Origin of the sequence: Mesorhizobium sp. J18, from assembly GCF_007829525.1 — a bacterium.
In the GTDB taxonomy this organism is placed as follows: Bacteria; Pseudomonadota; Alphaproteobacteria; order Rhizobiales; family Rhizobiaceae; genus VLJP01.
In genome coordinates this window covers 1-20,560 of the sequence record NZ_VLJP01000009.1, presented here as the reverse complement: position 1 = coordinate 20,560, position 20,560 = coordinate 1, and the positions used below count along the sequence as shown (strand labels likewise).

At 63.1% G+C, this 20,560-nt stretch carries 19 protein-coding genes; 6 read left to right on the top strand and 13 right to left on the bottom strand.

All coding sequences use genetic code 11. The annotated features are described in order from the left end of the window. Nucleotides 1–210 precede the first annotated feature (210 nt). Entirely contained in the window at nucleotides 211–1,167 is a 957-nt protein-coding gene (locus L598_RS04820; protein WP_186444937.1) for an NmrA family NAD(P)-binding protein, read from the top strand. Nucleotides 1,168–1,220: 53 nt separating this feature from the next. Here L598_RS04820 and L598_RS04815 read toward each other — a convergent pair whose 3' ends face one another. The 4 genes from L598_RS04815 to L598_RS04800 form a co-directional block, all read right to left on the bottom strand. Continuing rightward, a complete protein-coding gene (locus L598_RS04815; RefSeq protein ID WP_144860831.1) occupies nucleotides 1,221–1,379 on the bottom strand; it encodes a DUF3309 family protein in 159 nt (52 codons plus the stop codon). Between the two features lie 100 nt (nucleotides 1,380–1,479). Next, nucleotides 1,480–4,647, bottom strand: a complete 3,168-nt coding sequence (locus L598_RS04810) for an efflux RND transporter permease subunit (protein ID WP_144860830.1) — start codon at nucleotides 4,645–4,647, stop codon at nucleotides 1,480–1,482. Nucleotides 4,648–4,656: 9 nt separating this feature from the next. After that, a complete protein-coding gene (locus tag L598_RS04805) occupies nucleotides 4,657–5,787 on the bottom strand; it encodes an efflux RND transporter periplasmic adaptor subunit (protein ID WP_144860829.1) in 1,131 nt (376 codons plus the stop codon). Next, nucleotides 5,784–6,020, bottom strand: coding sequence for a hypothetical protein (locus L598_RS04800; RefSeq protein ID WP_144860828.1), 237 nt, complete (start codon nucleotides 6,018–6,020; stop codon nucleotides 5,784–5,786). Before L598_RS04800 ends, L598_RS04805 begins: the two co-directional genes overlap by 4 nt. A 107-nt stretch (nucleotides 6,021–6,127) precedes the next feature. Between L598_RS04800 and L598_RS04795 the strand changes: the two genes are divergently transcribed. Continuing rightward, nucleotides 6,128–6,733 carry a TetR/AcrR family transcriptional regulator gene (locus L598_RS04795; RefSeq protein ID WP_144860827.1) on the top strand — a complete coding sequence of 202 codons (606 nt, stop codon included), beginning with the start codon at nucleotides 6,128–6,130 and terminating at the stop codon, nucleotides 6,731–6,733. 24 nt (nucleotides 6,734–6,757) lie between these two features. Here the strand turns inward: L598_RS04795 and L598_RS04790 are convergent, their stop codons facing one another. Then, nucleotides 6,758–7,540: a 3-hydroxybutyrate dehydrogenase gene (locus L598_RS04790; protein ID WP_144860826.1), complete on the bottom strand. Its 783-nt coding sequence runs from the start codon at nucleotides 7,538–7,540 to the stop codon at nucleotides 6,758–6,760. A 104-nt stretch (nucleotides 7,541–7,644) separates the two neighbouring features. Then, nucleotides 7,645–7,962 (bottom strand): hypothetical protein, encoded by a 318-nt coding sequence (locus tag L598_RS04785; RefSeq protein WP_144860825.1) that lies wholly within the window; start codon nucleotides 7,960–7,962, stop codon nucleotides 7,645–7,647. 258 nt (nucleotides 7,963–8,220) lie between these two features. On the opposite strand from L598_RS04785, the gene L598_RS04780 reads away from it, so the two are divergent. The 3 genes from L598_RS04780 to L598_RS04770 are packed head-to-tail and all read left to right on the top strand — an operon-like array spanning nucleotide 8,221 to nucleotide 10,851. Next, a complete protein-coding gene (locus L598_RS04780; protein ID WP_186444936.1) occupies nucleotides 8,221–9,582 on the top strand; it encodes an aminotransferase class III-fold pyridoxal phosphate-dependent enzyme in 1,362 nt (453 codons plus the stop codon). Between the two features lie 3 nt (nucleotides 9,583–9,585). Then, entirely contained in the window at nucleotides 9,586–10,308 is a 723-nt protein-coding gene (locus L598_RS04775) for a haloacid dehalogenase type II (RefSeq protein WP_144860824.1), read from the top strand. Between the two features lie 39 nt (nucleotides 10,309–10,347). After that, nucleotides 10,348–10,851, top strand: coding sequence for a winged helix-turn-helix transcriptional regulator (locus L598_RS04770; RefSeq protein WP_144860823.1), 504 nt, complete (start codon nucleotides 10,348–10,350; stop codon nucleotides 10,849–10,851). Here the strand turns inward: L598_RS04770 and L598_RS04765 are convergent. The 7 genes from L598_RS04765 to L598_RS04735 all read right to left on the bottom strand — a co-directional run bounded on the left by L598_RS04765 (nucleotide 10,846) and on the right by L598_RS04735 (nucleotide 19,384). Beyond that, nucleotides 10,846–12,072, bottom strand: coding sequence for an amidohydrolase family protein (locus L598_RS04765; RefSeq protein ID WP_144860822.1), 1,227 nt, complete (start codon nucleotides 12,070–12,072; stop codon nucleotides 10,846–10,848). The genes L598_RS04770 and L598_RS04765 overlap by 6 nt on opposite strands. An 11-nt stretch (nucleotides 12,073–12,083) precedes the next feature. After that, nucleotides 12,084–12,602 (bottom strand): GAF domain-containing protein, encoded by a 519-nt coding sequence (locus L598_RS04760; RefSeq protein ID WP_246658635.1) that lies wholly within the window; start codon nucleotides 12,600–12,602, stop codon nucleotides 12,084–12,086. Nucleotides 12,603–12,606: 4 nt separating this feature from the next. Then, a complete protein-coding gene (locus L598_RS04755) occupies nucleotides 12,607–13,917 on the bottom strand; it encodes a TRAP transporter large permease subunit (RefSeq protein ID WP_144860821.1) in 1,311 nt (436 codons plus the stop codon). Between the two features lie 85 nt (nucleotides 13,918–14,002). Then, nucleotides 14,003–14,524, bottom strand: a complete 522-nt coding sequence (locus L598_RS04750; RefSeq protein WP_144860820.1) for a TRAP transporter small permease — start codon at nucleotides 14,522–14,524, stop codon at nucleotides 14,003–14,005. A 60-nt stretch (nucleotides 14,525–14,584) separates the two neighbouring features. Beyond that, a complete protein-coding gene (locus L598_RS04745; RefSeq protein ID WP_144860819.1) occupies nucleotides 14,585–15,580 on the bottom strand; it encodes a TRAP transporter substrate-binding protein in 996 nt (331 codons plus the stop codon). 34 nt (nucleotides 15,581–15,614) lie between these two features. Beyond that, nucleotides 15,615–17,318, bottom strand: a complete 1,704-nt coding sequence (locus tag L598_RS04740; protein ID WP_144860818.1) for a hydantoinase B/oxoprolinase family protein — start codon at nucleotides 17,316–17,318, stop codon at nucleotides 15,615–15,617. Then, entirely contained in the window at nucleotides 17,315–19,384 is a 2,070-nt protein-coding gene (locus L598_RS04735; protein WP_144860817.1) for a hydantoinase/oxoprolinase family protein, read from the bottom strand. The genes L598_RS04740 and L598_RS04735 overlap by 4 nt, the downstream gene beginning before the upstream one ends. A gap of 120 nt (nucleotides 19,385–19,504) precedes the next feature. Here L598_RS04735 and L598_RS04730 point away from each other — a divergent pair, with 120 nt between their 5' ends. Next, complete coding sequence (locus L598_RS04730) at nucleotides 19,505–20,236, top strand: GntR family transcriptional regulator (protein ID WP_144860816.1); 732 nt, start codon at nucleotides 19,505–19,507, stop codon at nucleotides 20,234–20,236. Nucleotides 20,237–20,560: the final 324 nt, after the last annotated feature.

Genomic DNA, 20,560 nt, shown 5'->3' with positions numbered 1-20,560 from the left:
GCCTTCTCCAGTTCGGCGACATGACGGCCAAGCGTGAGCCGGCGCGCTGCGGCCGACAGGCTGCCGGTCTCGGCAACGGCGACAAAGCTCCTGATGAGGTTCCAGTCGAGGTGATGCATTCGTTTATGAATAGAAAGAACTCGATATTATCAGATTTCAATCCATAAATGAATGGATCATTTTCCATCCGTATCAACAAGGAGATCGGTCATGGAAAAGGTTGTCATTCTTGGAGCAGCGGGCCGGGTGGGCGATGCGGCGGCGCGAGCCTTCGTATCCCGCGGGTGGAAGGTCAAAGGGCTGGCGCGCGATGCGAAAGCGGATCGGCTGGCGCCAGGCGTCGAGCCGGTTCGGGCGGATGCCCGCGATCGCGATGCCCTGATCAGGGCCTGCGAAGGAGCGGACGTCATCGTGAATGCGCTCAACCCGCTCTATACGGAGTGGAAGGAGAAGGTCCTGCCGATGGCGCAGAACGTCATAGCCGCAGCGGAGGCGACCGGCGCCACGCATATGCTGCCCGGAAACGTCTACAATTTCGGATATTCGGTCGGCATGGGTATGAAGGAGGATGCCAGGGAGGCCGGCTCGACGGAAAAAGCCCGTATCCGCATCGAGATGGAAGCGCTCTTCCGCCACATGGCCGAGGACCGCGATGTGCAGACGATCGTGCTGCGTGCCGGCGACTTCTTTGGCGGTTATGGGACGGGAGGGTGGCTCGACCTGATGATCCTGTCAAAGCTCAACAGCGACAGCTTCGTCTGGCCGGGTCCGATGGACGTGCCGCATGCTTTCGCCTATCTGCCTGATCTCGGCGAGGCCTTTGTTTCCCTGGCGGAAAAAAGACGGCAATTCGGCAGGTTCGAATGCTTCCATTTTTCGGGTCATAGCTTGACCGGCGAACAGATGAAGCAGGCGACGGAAGCAGTCATCGGCCGCAAGCTCAAGCGGCGCGGGGTGCCTTGGGCGCTGTTGCGCGCGGCCGGATTGTTCTCGCCGATGATGCGCGAGATCGCCTTAATGTCCTATCTCTGGCGAGTGCCCCATTCGCTCGACGGTTCGAAGCTCGAGAAGGCCATTGGCGGAGTGCCGTATACCGATACGGTCGAGGCGATAGGCCGTTCGATCGGTGCTCTCGGACTGGACCCGCGCAAGCGGATGGCTGCTTGAGGGATGTTGCTCGAACCGGCGGCCTCATCAGTCGCCGGTTTTCGTTTGCCCGCTCATATCCGGCCCATCAGGATCAGGATGAGGACGACGATCAGCACGATGCCCAGAATGCCGGACGGGCCATAACCCCAACCGCGCGAATAAGGCCATGCGGGGATCGCTCCGAGAAGTATCAGTATGAGTATGATGATGAGAATGGTGCCGAGGGACATGTGGCAGTCCTTCCGGATGAGTTGATCGACGCGAAAACAACGCTCACGGCGTGCGACAGGTTCCGCAATCGTCCGGCGGGCCGGAAAGGAAAGAAGGCCGCTATTCGGCGGCCTTCGGATATTCGGTGACGGGGACGGCGCCTTCAGGCTCCTCTCCCTGCGGTCCATCGTCCTTCGAACGGCGCCGGAACAGGCGCGCGAAGAAGCCGCGCTGGGCGCCCGGCTCACGCTTGTCGCGCGTGAAGACCATCAGCGCCGACGGCGTCACGATCAGCGTCAGCACCGTGGCGAAGGCGAGGCCATAGACGATGGCGCTCGACAGCGAGATCCACCACTGGGTCGAGGGCGCATTGATCGTCACCTCATGGCCGAAGATCTCCAGCCCGAGACCGAAGGCGATCGGCAGGACGCCGAGAATGGCCGATACGGCCGTCAGCACCACCGGCCGCGCGCGCTCGCGGCAGGTCTGGAGCACAGCGTCATACTTGTTCATGCCCTCCTCGCGCAGCCGGTCATAGGTGTCGATCAGAACGATATTGTTGTTCACCACGACGCCGGCCAGGGCAATGACGCCAATGCCGCTCATGACGATGCCGAAAGGCTGGCCGGTGATCAGCAGGCCGAGGAAGACGCCGATGGTCGACATGACGACGGTCATCAGCACGAGGAACACGCTGGTGAACCTGTTGAACTGCGCCAGAAGCACCACGAAGATCAGAAAGATGGCCGCGCCGAAAGCGCCGGTGAGGAAGGCGCTCGCTTCCTCGCTGTCCTCGTTCGAACCGGCCAGCTTGAAGCGCGCGCCGCCGAGATCCATCTCGTTGATCGCCTCCGCGACCTGCTGCTGCACGGCGGCGACCTGATAGCCGCCCGCCACATTTGCCGTGACCGTGATGGTGCGCTGCCCGTCGATGCGGTTGAGGATGCCGACCCGCTGCTGCGGCTCGCGCCTGACGAAATTGGAAATGGGTATGTCGCCCTGCGCGGTCTGGATGCGCAGCTGGTTGAGCTGGGTCAGCGTTCTGCGGTCCTCGGGCAGGCGCAACGTGATGTCGACGGCGTCATCGACGCCGGCGGGCCGGTATTCGGAGAGCTTCAGCCCGTTGGTGACGAGCTGGACCACGGTGCCGACCGTGGATGGGCTGACGCCGTATTGCGCCGCCTTGGCGCGATCGACATTGACCGCCCATTCGATGCCGGGCGGCGGCAGGCCGTTGGAAACGTCGATCACGCCGGGAATCTGCGAGATGCGTGCGGCGACCGCGCGCGCTGTATCCTCGAGCCCTTCGGGATCGGCGGCCGACAGCCGCGCCTGAATGGCCTGGCCGGTCGGCGGCCCTGCCTCTGGCACGCGGACCTCGACGTCGATGCCGGTAAGGCCCGTCATTTCCCTGCGCAGATCGTCGAGGATGTCGTTGGCCGACTTGCGCTGACGCCAGTCGATGAATTCATACTGCAAGACGCCGATGACGTCCTCGTCGATCTCCGCGCCGCCGCCGCGGGTGGTGCCGACGCGCGTATAGACCGATTCGATGCCGGGATAGTTGATCAGCCTGTCCTCGGCCTGACGGACGAGCGCGTCCTTTTCGGCAAGGGACATGTTGCCGCGCGCATGCACATACATCAGGCCGTATTCCGGCTCCACATTGGGGAAGAATTCAACGCCCGCGCCATATTTCGAATAGGCAAACTGGACCCCGACGAGCAGCGCCACGGCGAGAATTAGAACCGTCTTGGGGTAATGCACCGCTTTCTTGACGAGCGCCATATAGAGGCCGTCCGGCTTCTGCTCGGGCTCGGGATGAGCCTTGGCGACCATCGCCCCGAGAACCGGCGTGAAGACCAGTGCATAGAGCATGGAGGCGGCGAGCGTGACAATCAGCGTGATCGGCAGGTATTTCATGAATTCGCCGACGATGCCCGGCCAGAAGAGCAGGGGCGAGAAAGCGGCGATGCGCGTCATCGTGGCAGCGATGACGGGGCCGGCCATGCGCTGCGAGGCGAGGGTGAAGGCCTCCTTGCGTTCCATGCCTTCGGCCATGCGGCGCTCGGCGAATTCGGTGACGATGATTGCGTCGTCCACCAGCATGCCGACTGCCAGGATCAGGCTGAACAGCACGACCATGTTGATGGTGTAGCCCATCACGCCGAGCAGCAATATGCCCATTAGGAAGGAGGCGGGCACGGCAAGGCCGATCAGGAATGAAGCCCGGCCGGACAGTACATAGAGGATGATGATGAAGACCAGGATGACGGCGATCAGGACATGGTTCTGGAGCTCGTCCAGAAGGTCGCGGATCATCGTCGACTTGTCCTGGCTGAAGGAGACCACGGTGCCTTCCGGCATCCGGCTCTGGAACTCCGTAGCCACCGTCTTCACGGCGTCCACGGTCTCGACGACATTCGCGCCCACCCGTTTCTTCACCTCTATGGCGATGGCAGGCTTGCCGTTCAGGCGCGCGACGGTCTCGGCGTCCTTGAAGGTGGAGCGGATCGTGGCCAGGTCGCGCGCCCGGACCACGGCATTGCCTTCGGCCACGACGGGCAGATTGGCGACATCATCGACCGTTTCGATGAGCGACGGCACCTTGACGGGATAGCTGCCCTCCTGTCCCTGGATCTGGCCCGCGGCCACCAGGCTGTTGGACGCCTGGACGCCCTGGATGAGCTGGTCGAGTTGGAGATTGTAGGACGTGAGCTTGACCGGATCGACGATGATCTCCACCAGATCTTCACGTGAACCCTGGAGCACGGCTTCAAGCACGCCGTTCACTTCCTCAATGCGGTCGCGCAGGTCGCGCGCGGCGGCCGTCAGCATGCGCTCGGGGACATCGCCGGCCAGCGTGACCACCAGGACCGGGAATTCCGAGACGTTGACTTCGGTGATGATGGGCTCTTCGGCCCCTGCGGGGAGATCGCCCTCGGCATCGGAAACCTTGGCCCGCACGTCGGCCAGCGCATCGGACATGACGACATCGGGCTGGAACTCGACGAGCACATAGCCGCCGCCCTGATAGGCGGCCGAACGCATCTCGTCGAGACCGGTCAGGTTCTGCAATTGCTGTTCGACAGGGCGAAGCAGCAGGCGCTCTGCATCTTCGGGGGAAATGCCTTGGTAGGCGAGGCTCACATAGACGACGGGGATCGGAACATCCGGCTCCGCTTCCTTCGGAATCGACATATAGGTGAGCGTTCCCGCCACCAGGAAGAAGAGCAGGATCGAAAGCGTCAGCCGCGTGTTGCGTATCGCCCAGGCGACGATGTTCATATTGTCGTCCTACTGTGTGGAGCCGCTTTCGGCGGCGAGCTCCTCGAGCATCTTCTTGTCGGCCTCGACGGGCTTGACCTCATCCCCGTCGACGACGAGATCCTGACCGGCCACGATCAGGCGTGCGTCTTCCGGCACGCCGGCGAGATAAAGGCCCTCGGGCGTGTCATCGACCAGATCGATGGGATGGAATTCCACCTTGTTGTCGGCATTGACCGTATTGACTCCGAGTTCGCCCTTCCTGCCCAGTGTCACGACCGAACGCGGCACGAGCACCGACTCGACAGGCCTGGCGCGCAGAGTGACCTCGGCCGTCATTCCCGCCGGTATGGAGCGGTCCCCGTTGGGGATGGCTACCTCGAAACGGAAGGTGCGGGTCTGCTCGGAAGCGTCACGGCTGATATAGCGAACCTCGCCTTCGACCACATCCCCGCTGACGAGCCGCACCGCCGCCTTGTCGCCGACGGAGACGTGCCCAAGATCGTGCTCGCTGACCTGACCCACGGCGAGGACAGGATCGAGGCTGAGGATCGTGGCGATCTCGGCCCCTTGCATGACGGAGCTGCCAAGCTCGACATTCACCCTGTCGACCACGCCGTCGAAAGGTGCATGGACTTGCGTGCGGTCGAGCTCGGCGATCGCTGCCTCGAGTTGGGAGCGTGCTTCCGCAAGGGCGGAATTGGCGCTGTCGAGCTGGAGGCGGGCGAGATTGCCGCCTTTGGCCAATTGGGCGGCGGCTTTCTGTTCGGCCTCGCGCTGGGCGAGCAATTGGCGTGCGGTTTCCACCGCGGCCTCCCTGCCTTCGGTCTCGAGCCTGAGGATCAGGTCACCCTTCTTGACGACCTGGCCGCGGCGCACAGGCAGTTCGGCTATGATGCCATTGGTGCGCGCGGCAAGCACGGAGCGCTTGTCGGCCTCGGTGCGGCCAGGGACGTGGATCGCTCTTGCCTGCTCCACCCGCTGCGGCTTCGTCACGCCGACCGTATGGACGACGCCGCGGTTTTCCTGCGCAGCACCCGGCGGTGGCGGTGCCTCGTCGGCGGCGCTGCCGACCGAGGAGAATTCTCCCGTCGCTATCCAGGCCGCCGTCAGCAGAAACACGCCGATCGCGGCCAGCTTGTGGAACCTGAAGTTTTTCATTGTCGGTTTTCCAGTTGGCCGTTTCGGCCCGGCCGCATCATCCAGGCGGCGTGACCGGCGCATTTAGGTTCGCCGAAGATTTCCTTCAATCCGTTCGGCAGGGCACGGCGCGATGTTCTGCCTTCTATCTCAATTTTGCACTGCAAAGAAGATGGAATGACTTCATTCCCGATACTGTCCTGCAGACCTCGTGCTTCGGCGTCTATGTCGATGGCATTGCCTGTCAGGCGCATCCGGAACCTTCACTGGCTTCGACATCCGCCAGCCGCATGGGGACTGACGGATCCGCAGCGGCGACACATTGACAAATTATGTAATTTTGTCAATACAGGGAAACGCCATGCAGAAGAAGCAAGATCAAATCGACGTGACCGTCGACCCCAAGCGGATGCGCATCCTGGAAGGGGCGCTGAAGGTTTTTCTCGCCTACGGCTATACGCGCACCACCATGGACGACATCGCGCGCGCGGCGGATGTCTCGCGCCCGGCGCTCTACCTGCTTTTCAAGAACAAGACCGACATCTATCGCGCCATCGGTTCATGCCTGCTGGCACGTTCGGTCACAGAAGCGCGCAACGCACTGGAAGAGGAAGGGCCGTTCGGGCCGCGCGTGATGGAAGCGCTGGACAGGGCGCTCTTCCGGCTGCTTGAAAGAATTCAGGATTCTCCGCATGGCGAGGAACTCCTCGACATGAAGAACAGCCTTGCCGCCGACATACTCGCCAATTGGCGTACCGGCCTTGCGGAGGCGTTGACTGAGGCCATTGCGCGGGAAGCCGCGCGGCGTTCGGTACCTCTGGAAGAGCGCGGCCTGTCTGCGGCGGCGCTCGCCGACATTCTGCTCGATGGCCTCGAGGGCCTGAAGGCGCGCGGTCTTTGCGGCCGCGACGGCATCGAGAATGTCCGCCAGATCGTCATCGTCATCGAGCTCGCCCTGAGGAAGTGATCCCGTCGGGGAGCCCGGACGGCGCTATTGCGCCGTCCAGCCGCCATCGACCGAGATGGTCGTGCCGGTGATCTGTTCGGCGGCGGGAGAGCAGAGGAAGACCACGGTTTCGGCGATCTGCTCGACGGTCACGAATTCTCGCGTAGGCTGCTTTTTCAGGATCACTTCGCGTATGGCCGTCTCGCGATCCATGTTGTTGGCCTTCATCTGGTCGGCGATCTGCACTTCGACCAGCGGGGTCAGCACGAAGCCGGGGCAGACCGCATTGCAGGTAATGCGGCTTTCCGCCATTTCCAGCGCCACGGTCTTGGTCAGGCCGACAATGCCATGCTTGGCCGCCACATAGGCGGACTTGAAGGGCGATGCCCTCAGGCCATGCGCCGAGGCGATATTGACGATCCGGCCCGAGCCTTGGCGCTTCATGTGCGGAATCGCGGCCGCTGTGGTGTGGAAGGCCGAGGACAGGTTGATGGCGATGATGGCGTCCCATTTTTCCGTCGGAAAGGTCTCGACGGGAGAAACATGCTGGATGCCGGCATTGTTGACCACAATGTCCACCGTGCCGAAGCGCTCGTTGGTCCTTTCCACCAAAGCGCGGCATTCGTCCGGCTTCGACATGTCGGCCTGCATATAGACGGCCTCCACGCCGTGCTTTCCGGCGATCTTCTCTGCGATGGCACGGTCCTCGGCCTTGTCGGAGAAGGAATTGACGACGATATTGTTGCCTGCGGCGGCGAGCGCATGCGCCGTGGCAAGCCCGATTCCGGAGGTCGAGCCGGTGACAATCGCGGTTTTTCGATCAGACATGAAAAGAGCTCCCAGGCAATAAGGTGCTGATATTGCCGCTCATGGAGCAAAGAGCAATGCCGCCAAACGGGAGAGTGTTACGCCCTCTCCCGCTCATCTCCCTCTTAACGGCGTGAAAAAAGCGCCACAGCCAGCCCGATGACCGCAAGCCCGACGGCTGCGGTTGCCACGGTCGTCATCGGATGGTCGCGCGCCGTCTTTTCGAGCGCGCGGGCATTGCGGCGCAGGGAGGGAACCGCGCTTTCGAGATATTCACGCAGGACGTCCATGGCCTCGTCGCCATAGTGCCGGCCCTGACGATAGGCGCGCGTGCCGCGCCTTGCGGCATCCTTGCGCAACTGGGTTATCTCGTGGCGGAGCCCGTCCAACTGATCCTGCAGGTCTTCCTGCAGTTCGTCACGGATTTTTGCGATGGAGGCCATTGTGAATCCCCTGTGCCGTGATGTCATCGAGAATGTTTCCTGAACGGTTCGCACAGGGCTTTGTTCCATGGGTGATTGACTGCCGACGGCGCAGGCAGACGGAATGGCGGGCCGTTGCCCGGCCCAGTTTTCGAGCGCAGCATACTGTGCCGCAGGCGGCCCGCGAAATGAAACGTCGCGCGCAAAAAAGGCCCGGACGGCGCAACAATCGCCGCGTCTTTGTGGCATCAATCCATCAATGTCAGAACGGAGGTTGCCGTGCTTTCAAACTCGTTGATCGAAAAGGACCGGGCGCATTTTTTCCATCCGGTCGCGCCGCTACGCCTGCATGAGAGGCGCGGGGCCACGGTGCTGCAATCGGGCAAGGGCTCGATGCTGACTGACGTTTCGGGCAAGACGCTGCTCGACGGCTTTTCCGGGCTGTGGTGCGTCAATACGGGCTACGGCCATGAGAGCATCGTGGAAGCGGCGACCGAGCAGTTGCGCCGGCTCCCCTATGCCACCGGCTATTTCCACTTCGCCAGCGAGCCGGCCATCGAGCTTGCCGCGGAACTGGCCGAGCTCGCGCCGGGCGATCTCGACCATGTCTTCTTCACGCTGGGCGGGTCGGATGCGGTGGATACGGTCATCCGCATGGTCCACTATTACAACAATGCCCGCGGACTGCCCGACAAGAAGCAGTTCATCGGCCTGGAGCGTGGCTATCACGGATCGAGCTCGAACGGCGCCGGGCTGACCGCGCTTCCCGTTTTCCATGACGGCTTCGATTTGCCGCGCAACTGGCAGCATCATATCGCCTCGCCCTATCCCTATCGGCATGAAGCCGGACCCGACGGGCAGGCGATCATCGAGGCGGGCGTGGCCGCGCTCAGGGCGAAGGTCGCCGAAATCGGCGCAGAGAAGATCGCCGCCTTCATCGCCGAGCCCGTACAGGGTTCGGGGGGCGTGATCGTGCCGCCGGAAGGTTACTTCGTCGCCATGCAGGCGGCCTGCCGCGAACTCGGCATCCTCTTCATCATCGACGAGGTGATCACCGGCTTCGGCCGCACCGGTCCCATGTTCGCCTGCGAGCATGAAGGGCTGACGCCCGACCTCATGACGATCGCCAAGGGCCTGACGGCCGGTTATGTGCCCATGGGAGCGGCGCTGGTTTCCGATGCCGTCTATCAGGTCATCGCCGACGCGGTGCCCGATGGCACGCCTTTCGGCCACGGCTTCACCTATTCGGGCCATCCCGTCAGCGCGGCTGTGGCGCGGGCGGTGCTGAAGCTATACAGGGAAGGCGGGCTCCTCGAAAACGGCAAGAAGGTCGGCGCCTATTTCGGCGGCAGGCTCGGGGAATTGAAGGCCCATCCGCTCGTCGGGGACGTTCGCTCGAAAGGGCTGCTTGCCGGCATCGAACTGGTGACGGACAAGGAGACGAAGGCCAAGCCCCGCCCCGATCAGAACGTGTCGGCACGCCTTGCCGAGGCCGGGTACCGGCATGGCCTGATCTTCCGCGCCTTCACCGACGGCACGATCGGGCTTGCGCCGCCGCTCTGCATCACCGAAACGGAGGTCGACATGCTGATGGACCGGCTGATGGCCTCCCTGGACGAACTCATGGACATCAGGGAATAGAAAATGAAACTCTCGGATTTCAAGGCGCTGACCTTCGACTGCTACGGCACGCTCATCGACTGGGAAAGCGGCATGGTGGAAGCGCTGAAGCCGCTCACCTCGAAGGTGGGAACGGAGCTTACGCGCGACCAGATCCTCGAGGCACATGCCAGGCACGAATCCTCGCAGCAGCTTCAGACGCCGGCCAAGCGCTACAGCGAATTGCTCGCCATCGTCTATCGCCGTCTGGCCGAGGAATGGGGTGTATCGGTCCCGTGGGAGGAATGCGTCGCCTATGGCAATTCCGTGCCGGACTGGCCGGCCTTCCACGATTCTGCCGGCGCGCTTCAATATCTGAAGAAGCATTACAAGCTCGTGATCCTGTCCAATGTGGACAATCAGAGCTTTGCGGCGAGCAACAGGAAGCTGCAGGTCGAGTTCGATGCCGTCTATACCGCCGAGGACATCGGTTCCTACAAGCCGTCCGACCGCAATTTCGAATATATGCTTGCCAAGCTGGAGACGCTCGGCATTGCGAAAAACGAGATCCTGCACACGGCCGAGAGCATGTTCCACGACCATCAGCCGGCGAACCGGCATGGGCTGGCTTCCTGCTGGATCTACCGCCGCTTTGACCAGGAGGGATTCGGCGCTACGATGAATCCAGGCGAAATGCCCAAATATGATTTTCGTTTCAACAGCATGGCCGACCTGGCAAAGGCGCATCAGGAAGAGTTGCGCGGCTGATCCCGCGGGCCTTCGGGGCAGGTCGGAACCGGAGACAGAATGAACGGCCTGCCGAAGCTCGACGCGATCGACATCAACATTCTGGTCCGGCTTCAGGAGAACGGCCGGCTCACCAATGTCATGCTGGCCGAGGCTGTCGGACTGTCGCCGAGCCCGTGTCTGGCGCGGGTCAAGCGGCTCGAAAAGGCAGGCTACATCTCAAGCTACGGCGCGCGCCTCAATCTCGCGCGCCTCACCGAGCATATCCTCGTCTTCACTGAAGTCACGCTGCGCGACCACAAGCGCGAGGATTTCGTCAAGTTCGAGGCGGAGATCCGGCGCTTCGAGGCGGTGCAGGAATGCCACCTTGTCAGCGGCGGCTATGACTATCTGCTGAAATTCGTCGTCCGCAGCGTCGGGCTCTATCAGGAGCTCATGGAGACGATCCTCGAACGCAATATCGGCGTCGAGAAATATTTCAGCTATATCGTCATCAAGTCAGTCTTCGTGCGTGACGCCGTTCCCATCAAGTCGCTGCTCGATGGGGACGGCCAGCAGTCATAGTGCCGAGGACGTGATCGCGCCCTTAGCCATGACCAGCTTCAAATTCGCTTCGGGCCTTGCCAGAGCCTGGATGTCCTCGAGCGGATTTCCCTCCACCACGATCAGGTCGGCCCGCAAGCCCGACTTCACCTGACCGATCTCGTTTTCAAGCCGCAGGAGCCTGGCGCCGTTTACGGTGGCGGCGCGGACGAGGTCGGGAGCCGGTACCACGTCGGAGCGCAATACGAACTCGCTTGTCTGGCGGCGATGCATGGCGCCCAGCAGGTCGGTGCCATAGGCCATCTGCACGCCGGCGCGCTGGGCCATCTCGACCGCATTGATGCCGGCGTCGAGCACGTCATCGATCTTGGCTGCCAGTTCCTTCGGCAGGCCGGCCTCCACGCCTTCGTCCTTGAGCGCGCGATAGGTGGCGAGCGTCGGCACGAGGAAGGCATTGCGCTCCTTGATGAGGGCGATCGCCTCCTCGTCCGCAAGATTGCCATGCTCCACAGAACGGACGCCGAGCCGGACGCTGCGCTTGATGGAGCGCGCGGTATAGGCGTGGACGGCGACATACAGGTTCGCCATCTCGGCCTCCTCCACCACCGCCGCGATCTCCTCCTCGGAAAACTGGTCGGAGGAGATGCGGTCCGTCGGCGAGGAGATGCCGCCATTGCCCATGATTTTCAGATGATGGGCACCGCGGCGAACCTCCTCGCGGGCGCGCCTGCGCACCTCCGGAACGCCGTCGACGATGGCGCCGAGGCCGGGCTGGTTATAGGAGTCGTCATGGCGGTCCACCCCGGCCAGCCGCGTGTCGCCATGGCCGCCGGTGGGTGACAGAGCCTTGCCGCCATAGATCAGGCGGGGGCCGCGGATCAGCCCTTCTTCCACGGCGCGCGCGAGGCCGAACTCGGCGCCGCCCACATCGCGCACGGTGGTGAAGCCGCGGTCGAGCATTTCGCCCATGATCCTGGCCGCCGCCGCGGCGACATAGAAGGGCGAACTGCGCTGCAGTTCGGTGAAGTTCGCCGAGAAAGCCGTGACATGCACATGCGCGTCGATCAGGCCGGGCATGAGCGTGCGGCCCTTCAGATCGATGCGGCGGGCTTCCGTGGCTGCGACCGGCCTCTCGGAAACCTCTTTGATCGTGGCGCCCTCGACCGCGACATGGCGGTCCGCGAGCAGTTTCCCGGCTTCGACATCGATCACGGAGGCGTTCTCGAAAATGGTGATGGTCATGGCAAACTCCGTTATGCTTGTCGGGTGCGGGCGGCCAGGAAGCCGGGAACGAGGAGGGGCGCAATGGCTGCGAGGCCGGCGAGATCGGCCTCGTCATAGGCATTTTCGGGGCCAAGCACCGAGATGACGCCGAGAACTTTTCCGTCCCACAGCACGGGCGCGTTGATGCAGGCGGCGCAACCGAGGCTGGCGATCAGCTCGTGATCGGGAAAGGCCCAGCGTATGTCGTCCGCCGTGCGTCCGATCCAGGTCTTGCCGCCCTTGAGCACGACCGCCCCCCATGGCGTCGGTCCCATCACCTTGCGGCCGAGAAGCGGATATTCAGTCGGACGGCTCGAATAAAGACGCTCGACATCGTTGGTTTCGGGCGCCCAGGCCAGGAGGGTGAACAACCGGTGCCCCAGCGTGTCCGCGCAGTAGCTGTCGAATGCCGAAAAGAGTGCTTCCGGCTGACCATTCGAAGCCTGGCCGGCGCCTATTTTGGAGAGGGCGATGTCGATGTCGATGCGCCCGTAGCTATGCTTCGTCATGTCCTTATCCGTAGAGGGTGCGCGGCAGCCACAGCGCTACGTCGGGGAAGAAAACGAGAATGAGGACGCCCAGGCCCATCAGGAAGAAGAAGGGCAATGAATAGATGGCGATCTTTCCGATCGGAGTCTTGGTCAGGCCCTGCAGAACGAACAGGTTGAAGCCGACGGGCGGCGTAACCTGTCCCATCTCCGTCATTATAACCAGATAGACGCCGAACCAGATCGGATCGAAGCCGGCCTGCATGGCGAGCGGAAAGGTGATCGGCAGGCTCATCACGATGATCGAGACGCCGTCGAGGAAGAGCCCCAGCACGACGTAGAATACCGACAGGATGAGGATCAGGCCGAATGGCGAAAGATCCAGGGCTCCGATCGCGCGAGCGACATTGGCCGGAATATGGAGATAGCCCATCGCGGTGGAGAGAAACGCGGCGGCAATCAGGATGATGCAGACCATGCAGCTTGTGCGGATCGCGCCGAGCAGCGTCTCGATCAGCAATCCGAATGTCATCTGCCGCATCGCCAGCGTGATGACCAGCGCCGCTGCCACGCCGACGGCTGCTGCCTCGGAAGGCGTGGCTATGCCGGTATAGATCGAGCCCAGCACGATCACCACGAGGATGAAGATCGGAGCAAGGTCGGCGAGAGCCTTGAGATAGTCACCGATCCCGTATCGCTCGCCGTCCGCCGGCGCAATGTCGGGATTGATGATGGCGCGGATCATGATGTAGCCCGAATAAAGCGCCGCGATCATGAGGCCTGGCAGGATCCCGGCGGCGAAAAGACGGCTGACCGAAACTTCGGCCAGGATGCCGTAGACGATCATGACGATGGAGGGCGGGATCAAGAGGCCGAGGCTGCCAGCGCCCGCAAGGGAGCCCAATGCGAGGGATCGGTTGTAGCCGCGCTTTGCCAGTTCGGCAGTGGTGATCTTGCCTACCGTCGCCGTCGTCGCGGCAGAAGAGCCGCTGACGGCGGCAAATAGGGTGCAGCCGAGCACGTTGGCGTGGAGCAGGCGGCCCGGGATCCAGCGCACGAAGGGCATCAGACCGCGGAAAAGTCGGTCGGAAATGTCTGTCCGGAAGATTATCTCGCCCATCCAGATGAACATCGGTATCGCCGCCAGCTCCCAGGTGGAAGCGTAGCGATAGGCGATGTTGGCGGCGATCGTGCCGATGCGGTCGATATTCATGCCCAGCACCAGCCACAAGGCGGTCGCGGCCACGAGCAGCAATCCGGCGAAGACCCAGACGCCAAGGCCGAGGTAGAAGAAGATCAGTCCCAGCACGATGCCGGCGGAAAGCACGGCTTCCATGAGTGTCCCCTAGATAGATCGGCCTGAAGGCCGAATTGATGGTCTTGGCCCGGGCGGGTCGTCTGCGCCCGGCTTCCCGGAAATCCTAGATCTCCTGGACGGTTTCGGCTTGCTCGACCGGTGGGGGCGTGTCGGTGATCTGGCGCAGCAGATAGGCGAGAAGCTGAAGCCAGAAGATGGACAGGCCGAGCAGCACCGCGCCTTCCGGAATCCACATGGGCATTTCCGCGATCGAGCTCGAAGTCGTGCCGCGTGTCCAGTGCCGCATCACGCGGATCCAGAAGAACCAGATAAAGAGCCCGATGACGACCATGGTGAGCGCCGCGCAGAAGGCCTCGAACAGCCGGCGCGCTAGCCCGGAAGTCCGGCCCAAAAGGATGTTCACGCGGATAAGGCTGCCATGTTCGAGTGCATAGCCGAGCGCGAGGAAAGTGCAGGCCGCCACCCCGTAGCCGACGAACTCGTCGAGAACATAGGTCGAGCTGGCGAAGAAATATCGCAGGATGATCTCGTACAGGATCAGGCTCACCATGCCGACGAGAATGGCGCAGGCAAGCGCGGCCGCCACGCGCGAGACCACGAAAATCGTGTCGTAGAGATATCGCATCGACAGCTCCGTGTCCGTCGCCGACGCGGCGGGGATGGACCGCCGCGCCGATTTGAAAGCTTACTGCGAACGGGTAGCTTCGTAAGCTTCAAGGAGCTTGTCGGCTTCTTCCGTGCCGAATTTCGACTTCCAATCCTCGAGCGCGGGAACACCGGCTTTCTGGAGCGCCTCCAGATAGTCGGCCGGCACGTCCTCGATGATGGTCATGCCGTGCTCCTTCATCTGGGCGTAATTCTCCTGAACACGGTTGGTGAGAAGGTTCCAGCCAAAATCTTCCGCCTCCTTGGCGGCCTTTGCCACCGCAGCCTTCTGCTCGTCCGTCAGCTCCTCATAGACGTCCCGGTTCATGTGGACGAATTGCAGCGGCATGGCATAGTTCACCTCGGTGAAGTGGGACTGATGCTCCCACAGCTGGGCCGCCGCCCCGCCATCGGCGGAGGTGAGCACGGCATCGATGCCGCCGGTGGTGAGCTGCGGAACCGTATCGGCCCAGGAAAGCTGGATCGGCGCGGCTCCGGCTTCGCGCATGGTCGTGGTGCCGCTGGCATCATAGGTGCGGATACGCACGCCCTTCAGGGCTTCCAGCGAATCGAGCGGCTTGTTGCCCCAGAGCCCGCTCGGCGGCCAGGGCGTGGCGAAAAGGAACACCTGATTGGCCTCTTCCAGGACCTTTTCGTAATAGGGCCGGCTGGCCTCGTAGAGCGCGCGGTTATCCTCGACGGTCGGCGCGATGAAGGGCAACGACGAAAGGAGGAATATGGGGTTGATGCCGGACCACGGACCGATGAAGGAGGAGGCGAGCTGGATCGCGCCATCACCCACCGCGTCGAACTGGTCGACCGACTTGTAGCCGAGCGCGGCACCATGATGGGCAGTGATCTTGATCTCGCCATTCGTCGCTTCGTCGAGCGCCTTGATGAAGGTGTCGGCCGATTGCGCGTGCACGGAATGCGGCGGATATTCGTTGGCAAGGTCCCATGCAACCTGAGCCGAAGCTGTCTGGATTCCCATTGTGAGGCCAAGGGCCAGGCCCGCTGATGCAAGAAGATGTTTCATAAGGTTTGGTCCTCTCTGTCGGTTATGCCTTTTTTCATTCTGCAGGCCGGGCAAAGCCTTTGACAATGCCCGGATAGTGCCGAGCGAGAAACTGCTCGGAATATTTTTGCGAAACGCGGTCGATCTCGACGGCCTGAGGGTCGCGCTCCGCTGGCGGGCCGTAGCCGCCGCTGCCCGGTGTCTCCACGATGATACGGCGATCGGCAGGCACCGTCACGCCCGACGGCTTGACGTCGAGCAGCTTTTCGCCGCCGCCGTTTTCGATCAGAAAGCGGCCGGGCCGGCCGGGCTGGCCGCCGAAGACGCCCCAGGGCGCATTGGTGAAACGTTCGCCGGCGCCGTTGAAGATGCATTCGTGGTCGACGGGCTGAATGACGCGCCGCAGGCCCCCACCGCCGCGATATTTACCGGCGCCGCCCGAATCCTCGATGAAGCCGTAGCTGACCACGCGAAGCGGATATTCCGTCTCGATCGACTCGATGGGAAGGTTCGAGGTGTTGGTGATATGCACCTGCACGCCGTCCTTGCCGTCACGGTCGTTGCGGCCGCCGAAGCCGCCTCCCAGGGTCTCGAAATAGAGATAGGGATTGCCGTTGCGCGGATCGATGCCGGAAAAGACAGCCGTCGTATTGGCGCCGTTCGACGCGCCGACGGCCTTTTCGGGAATGGCCTTGGAAAAGGCGCCGATGATGATGTCGATCAGCCGCTGGGAGGTGTTGGCGCGGGCGGCAACCGGGGCGGGCGCCACGCAATCGACGATCGACCCCTTGTCGCTGACGATCTCGCAGCAGTCGATGATGCCCTGATTGTTGGCGATCTCGGGATCGAGCAGGGCGCGCAGCGCATAGGCGACCGCCGCCTGCGTGGCGTTGATCGGCACGTTGATATTGCCACGCACCTGCGGTGAGGAGCCGCGCCAGTCGAACACGGCGCGGTCGCCCGAAACGGTTATCTTGAGCCTGATCGGGATGTCGACCGTGCCAAGCCCGTCGTCGTCCATGACATCCTCGAATTCGTAGACGCCGTCCGGCACGTCGGCGATCGCGGCGCGCATACGCGAGCGGGTCCGCTCGACCAGCTCGTCGAAGACGTTGCGGATGGTCGAAAGGCTGTAGCGCTGGCCGATTTCGCGCACGCGCCGGACGCCGAGCCTGCAGGCGGCGATCTGGGCGAAATGGTCGCCCCGGCGCTCGTCCGGAATGCGGGCATTGAGCAGCATCAGATCCATGATGTCCTGCTGCATCTCGCCCTTGCGGAAGAGCTTCACGACCGGGATGCGCAGGCCTTCCTGGTAGATTTCCGACATGCCGCCGGCCATGGAGCCCGGCGCCATGCCGCCGATGTCGGCATGGTGGGCGATGTTGCAGAGGAAGCCGAGGAGTTCACCCTCCAGAAACAGCGGCGCCGCATAGTTGATGTCGGGCAGGTGCGTGCCGCCGGCCACATGCGGGTCGTTGGCAACGAAAATGTCGCCCTCCTCGATCTCGCTCGGCGGATATTTTGCCAGGATCGACTTCATCAGCCCCGTCATCGAGGCGATGTGGATGGGCAGCGACATCTCGGCCTGCACGATCAGCCGGCCGTCACGGTCGCAGATTGCCGTCGAGTGGTCGTGCCTTTCCTTGATATTGGTCGAATAGGCGCTTTTCATCAGCGCAATGAAGGTCTCATCGACCACGGACCGGAAGGCGCTGGCGACGATCTCGATCGTGATGGGGTCAATGGTCTCGCGCGTCATGCGGTCCTCGCACGGTCGATGATGATGTTGAGCGCCTCGTCCACTGTCGCGACGTCGCCGGGAAAGACGAGCGTGGTCGCGTCGAACTGGTCGATCACGGCCGGCCCTTCTATCCGCGTGCCGGGGGCGAAGCTCGCGCGGTCATAGACCGGCGTCTCGATCGGGTCGGGATCCTCGAACCAGACGCGGCGCTTCGCCCGTGGCTTGGGCGTCGGCGAGGCGCCGGGCTGGAGAGGAGGCGTTCCGGGCGAAGGCCGGTATCCGAGTGCCGTCAGGCGCACCGCGGCCACGTCCACTGGGTCGGCAGGATTGTGGAAGCCGTAGGCCTGCTCGTGCACGGCGAAGAACAGTTGCTTCAGAGTCTCGACATCCGGCAGCGACGGCCTGTCGCGATCGGCCTCGACCGCGACCTGGAGCTCGTAATTCTGGCTTGCATAGCGCATGTCCACGGCAAGCTTCAGACCCCGTCTGTCGCCCGGTATGTCCTCGTCCGCCCACCATGCGCGCGCCTCCTCTGCAAGCTCCTTGACGATCTTGGCCAGGACAGGAGCGGCCTCGCCGTCGAGGGGCAGCTTCTGGCTGCGCACGAAACTCTCGGATTGATCGGCGACGAGCAGCCCCTGCGCGCAGAGAATGCCCGGAGAATAGGGAACGATGATCTGGGATATTCCGAGCGCGCGGGCGCAACTGTCGGCGTGCAGCGGACCGGCGCCGCCGAAGGGCATGAGCACGAAGTCGCGCGGATCATGGCCGCGCTCGATGGAGATCGCGCGGATGGCGCGGACCATATTGGCGGCGACGATGTCGAGAATGCCCTTGGCCGCGCGTTCCACCGGGAAGCCAAGCCGGTCGGCGATCTTGCCCACGGCGCGCCGGGCGGCTTCCTCGTCGAGCGACATGGTGCCGCCGAGGAGGCCGTGGCCGGAGAGGCGGCCGAGGACCACATTGGCGTCGGTGACGGTCGGCTCGGTGCCGCCGCGGCCGTAGCAGGCCGGTCCCGGCACCGCGCCGGCGCTGACCGGCCCCACTTTGAGCAGGCCGTCCCTGTCGAACCATGCGATGGAGCCGCCGCCCGCACCCACCGTATTGATGTCGACCATCGGCATGCGCACCGGGAAGCCGGCCACATCGCGGTCGAAGGCGAGGCTCGTCTCGCAATTGCGGATCAGCGCCACGTCCGCGCTGGTGCCGCCCATATCGAAGGTGATGATATCCGGCTTGGCCGATTGGCGGGCAACGTGGATCGCGCCGATCGTACCGGCGGCCGGTCCGGACAGGGCCGTGCGGATCGGAAAGTCGCGCGCCCTGTCGACCGACATCAGCCCGCCGTTCGACTGGTTGATTCCGACATGGGCAGCCGGCGACATTTCCGACAGCGCATTCTTCAGCGTGGTCATGTAGCGCGAGAAGGAAGGCTGCAGATAAGCGTTGAGCAGCGTCGTGGATGCCCGCTCATATTCGCGGAATTCCGGCTGTACGTCCGAGGACGCCGAGACCGCTATGTCGGGCAGGGCGGCCTGGATGCGTGCCTTTACCGCCTGCTCGTGTGACGGGTTGAGATAGGAGAAGAGAAAGACGATGGCACAGGCCTCCGCCCGGCTCTCGCGCAGCCTTTCGATGACGGCATCGACGCTGTCCAAGTCGAGCGGCTCGATAACCTCGCCGTTCGGGCCGATGCGCTCCGTCACCTCGAAGCGCATCTCGCGCGGTGCCAATGGCATTGGGTGGTCGGCCTTCAGATCATAGAGCTTGGGACGGATCTGCCGGCCGATCTCCACGAGATCGCGGAAATTGCGCGTCGTGACGACGGCAACACGCGCCCCGCGGCGCTGGATCAGAGCATTGGTCGCAACCGTCGTGCCATGGGCCAGGCTTGCCATTGCCGCAAGCGGCACGTCGGCCTTGGCGGAAAGCTCCCTGAGACCATTGATGATGGCTTCTGCCGGATTCTGCGGTGTGCTGGACGTCTTGTGCAGCGCGACGGTGCCCGTATCGCGATTGAATGCATAGAGGTCGGTGAACGTGCCCCCGACATCCACCCCGATATACCAATTGGCCGTCTGCAATATGCGGTCCCCTGCTTTTTCAAGTAGCGTATGCAGTGAGTATACGGCATGTCAAGCCGCTTGTATCCGAGGGGCTTTTCACTCACATTGCACTGAAAGAAAACAGACCGGGAGGGGTCCATGAAGGTGTCTATAACCGAACCGGAGGGACCGGGCGTCGGCAGCGAAATGGTTTACCGGAACCTGCGGCGCGAGATATTGCGACTGGAGCTGTTGCCGGGAAGCGAGCTCGACGAAGCGAGCGTGGCGACGCGCTACCGCGTCTCTCGCACACCGGTGCGCGAGGCGCTGATCCGCCTGACGGCGGAGGGCCTGGTTACGGCGACCAAGGGCCGCGGCGCCCGCGTTGCAGCGCTCGACCTGCAGAATCTGCGCGCTTTCTTCGAGGGCCTCGACATCCTGCAACGCGCTGTCACGCGGCTGGCCGCGCTGCGTCGGCGGCCGGCCGATCTCGAGACCATCGAGATGCATATGCTTGCCTTCGAGGAAGGCGCGCGCCGCCTGGACAGCGAGACGGTCAACGAAGCCAATTACGAATTTCACGCGGCTATCGGCGAGGCAGCGGCGAGCGGCTATCTCGCCAATGCCTACCGGCGCAGCCTCATCGAGGGCATGCGCATCGGCTTCGTTTGCTTCAGCGACCATAGCGATATCGATGAGCGGCTGGAAACGCATCTCGGCAATACGATGCAGGATCATCGACGCATGTTCGAAGCCGTCGCCGCCGGCGATCCGGACGCAGCGGAGGCCCATGCGGGCGCTCATGTCGAGCTGTTCCGCGGGCGCATCGTAACGGCGCTGCTTTCGACGGACACCGTGCGGCGGGTCGCGGTGCGGCAGGAAAAGAGCTGATCAGCCAACCGGGATCGTCCGGGTGGAGAAGTCGTCCAGGGGATCCTGTTTGCTGTCGATGCCTGCTTTACTGCCCAATACAGCCGTCATGCCCTGCGCCGCATCCTCCTTTCCTTCCTGCAAGCGGGGGAGAGGTGCCCCGTGCAGCCCTGAGCCTGTCGAAGGGGCGAGAGGGGGAGAAGGATGAAGGGCAACGCGGTGAAGGAACACGCGCGGGGATAGATTCTTCGCCCTCTCCGCGCCAAGCCGTTGCTTCCATTCACCATTCACCGATCCCCATTCACCATTTCATCCCCGCCTTCCTAACCTGCGCTATCCTTGCCC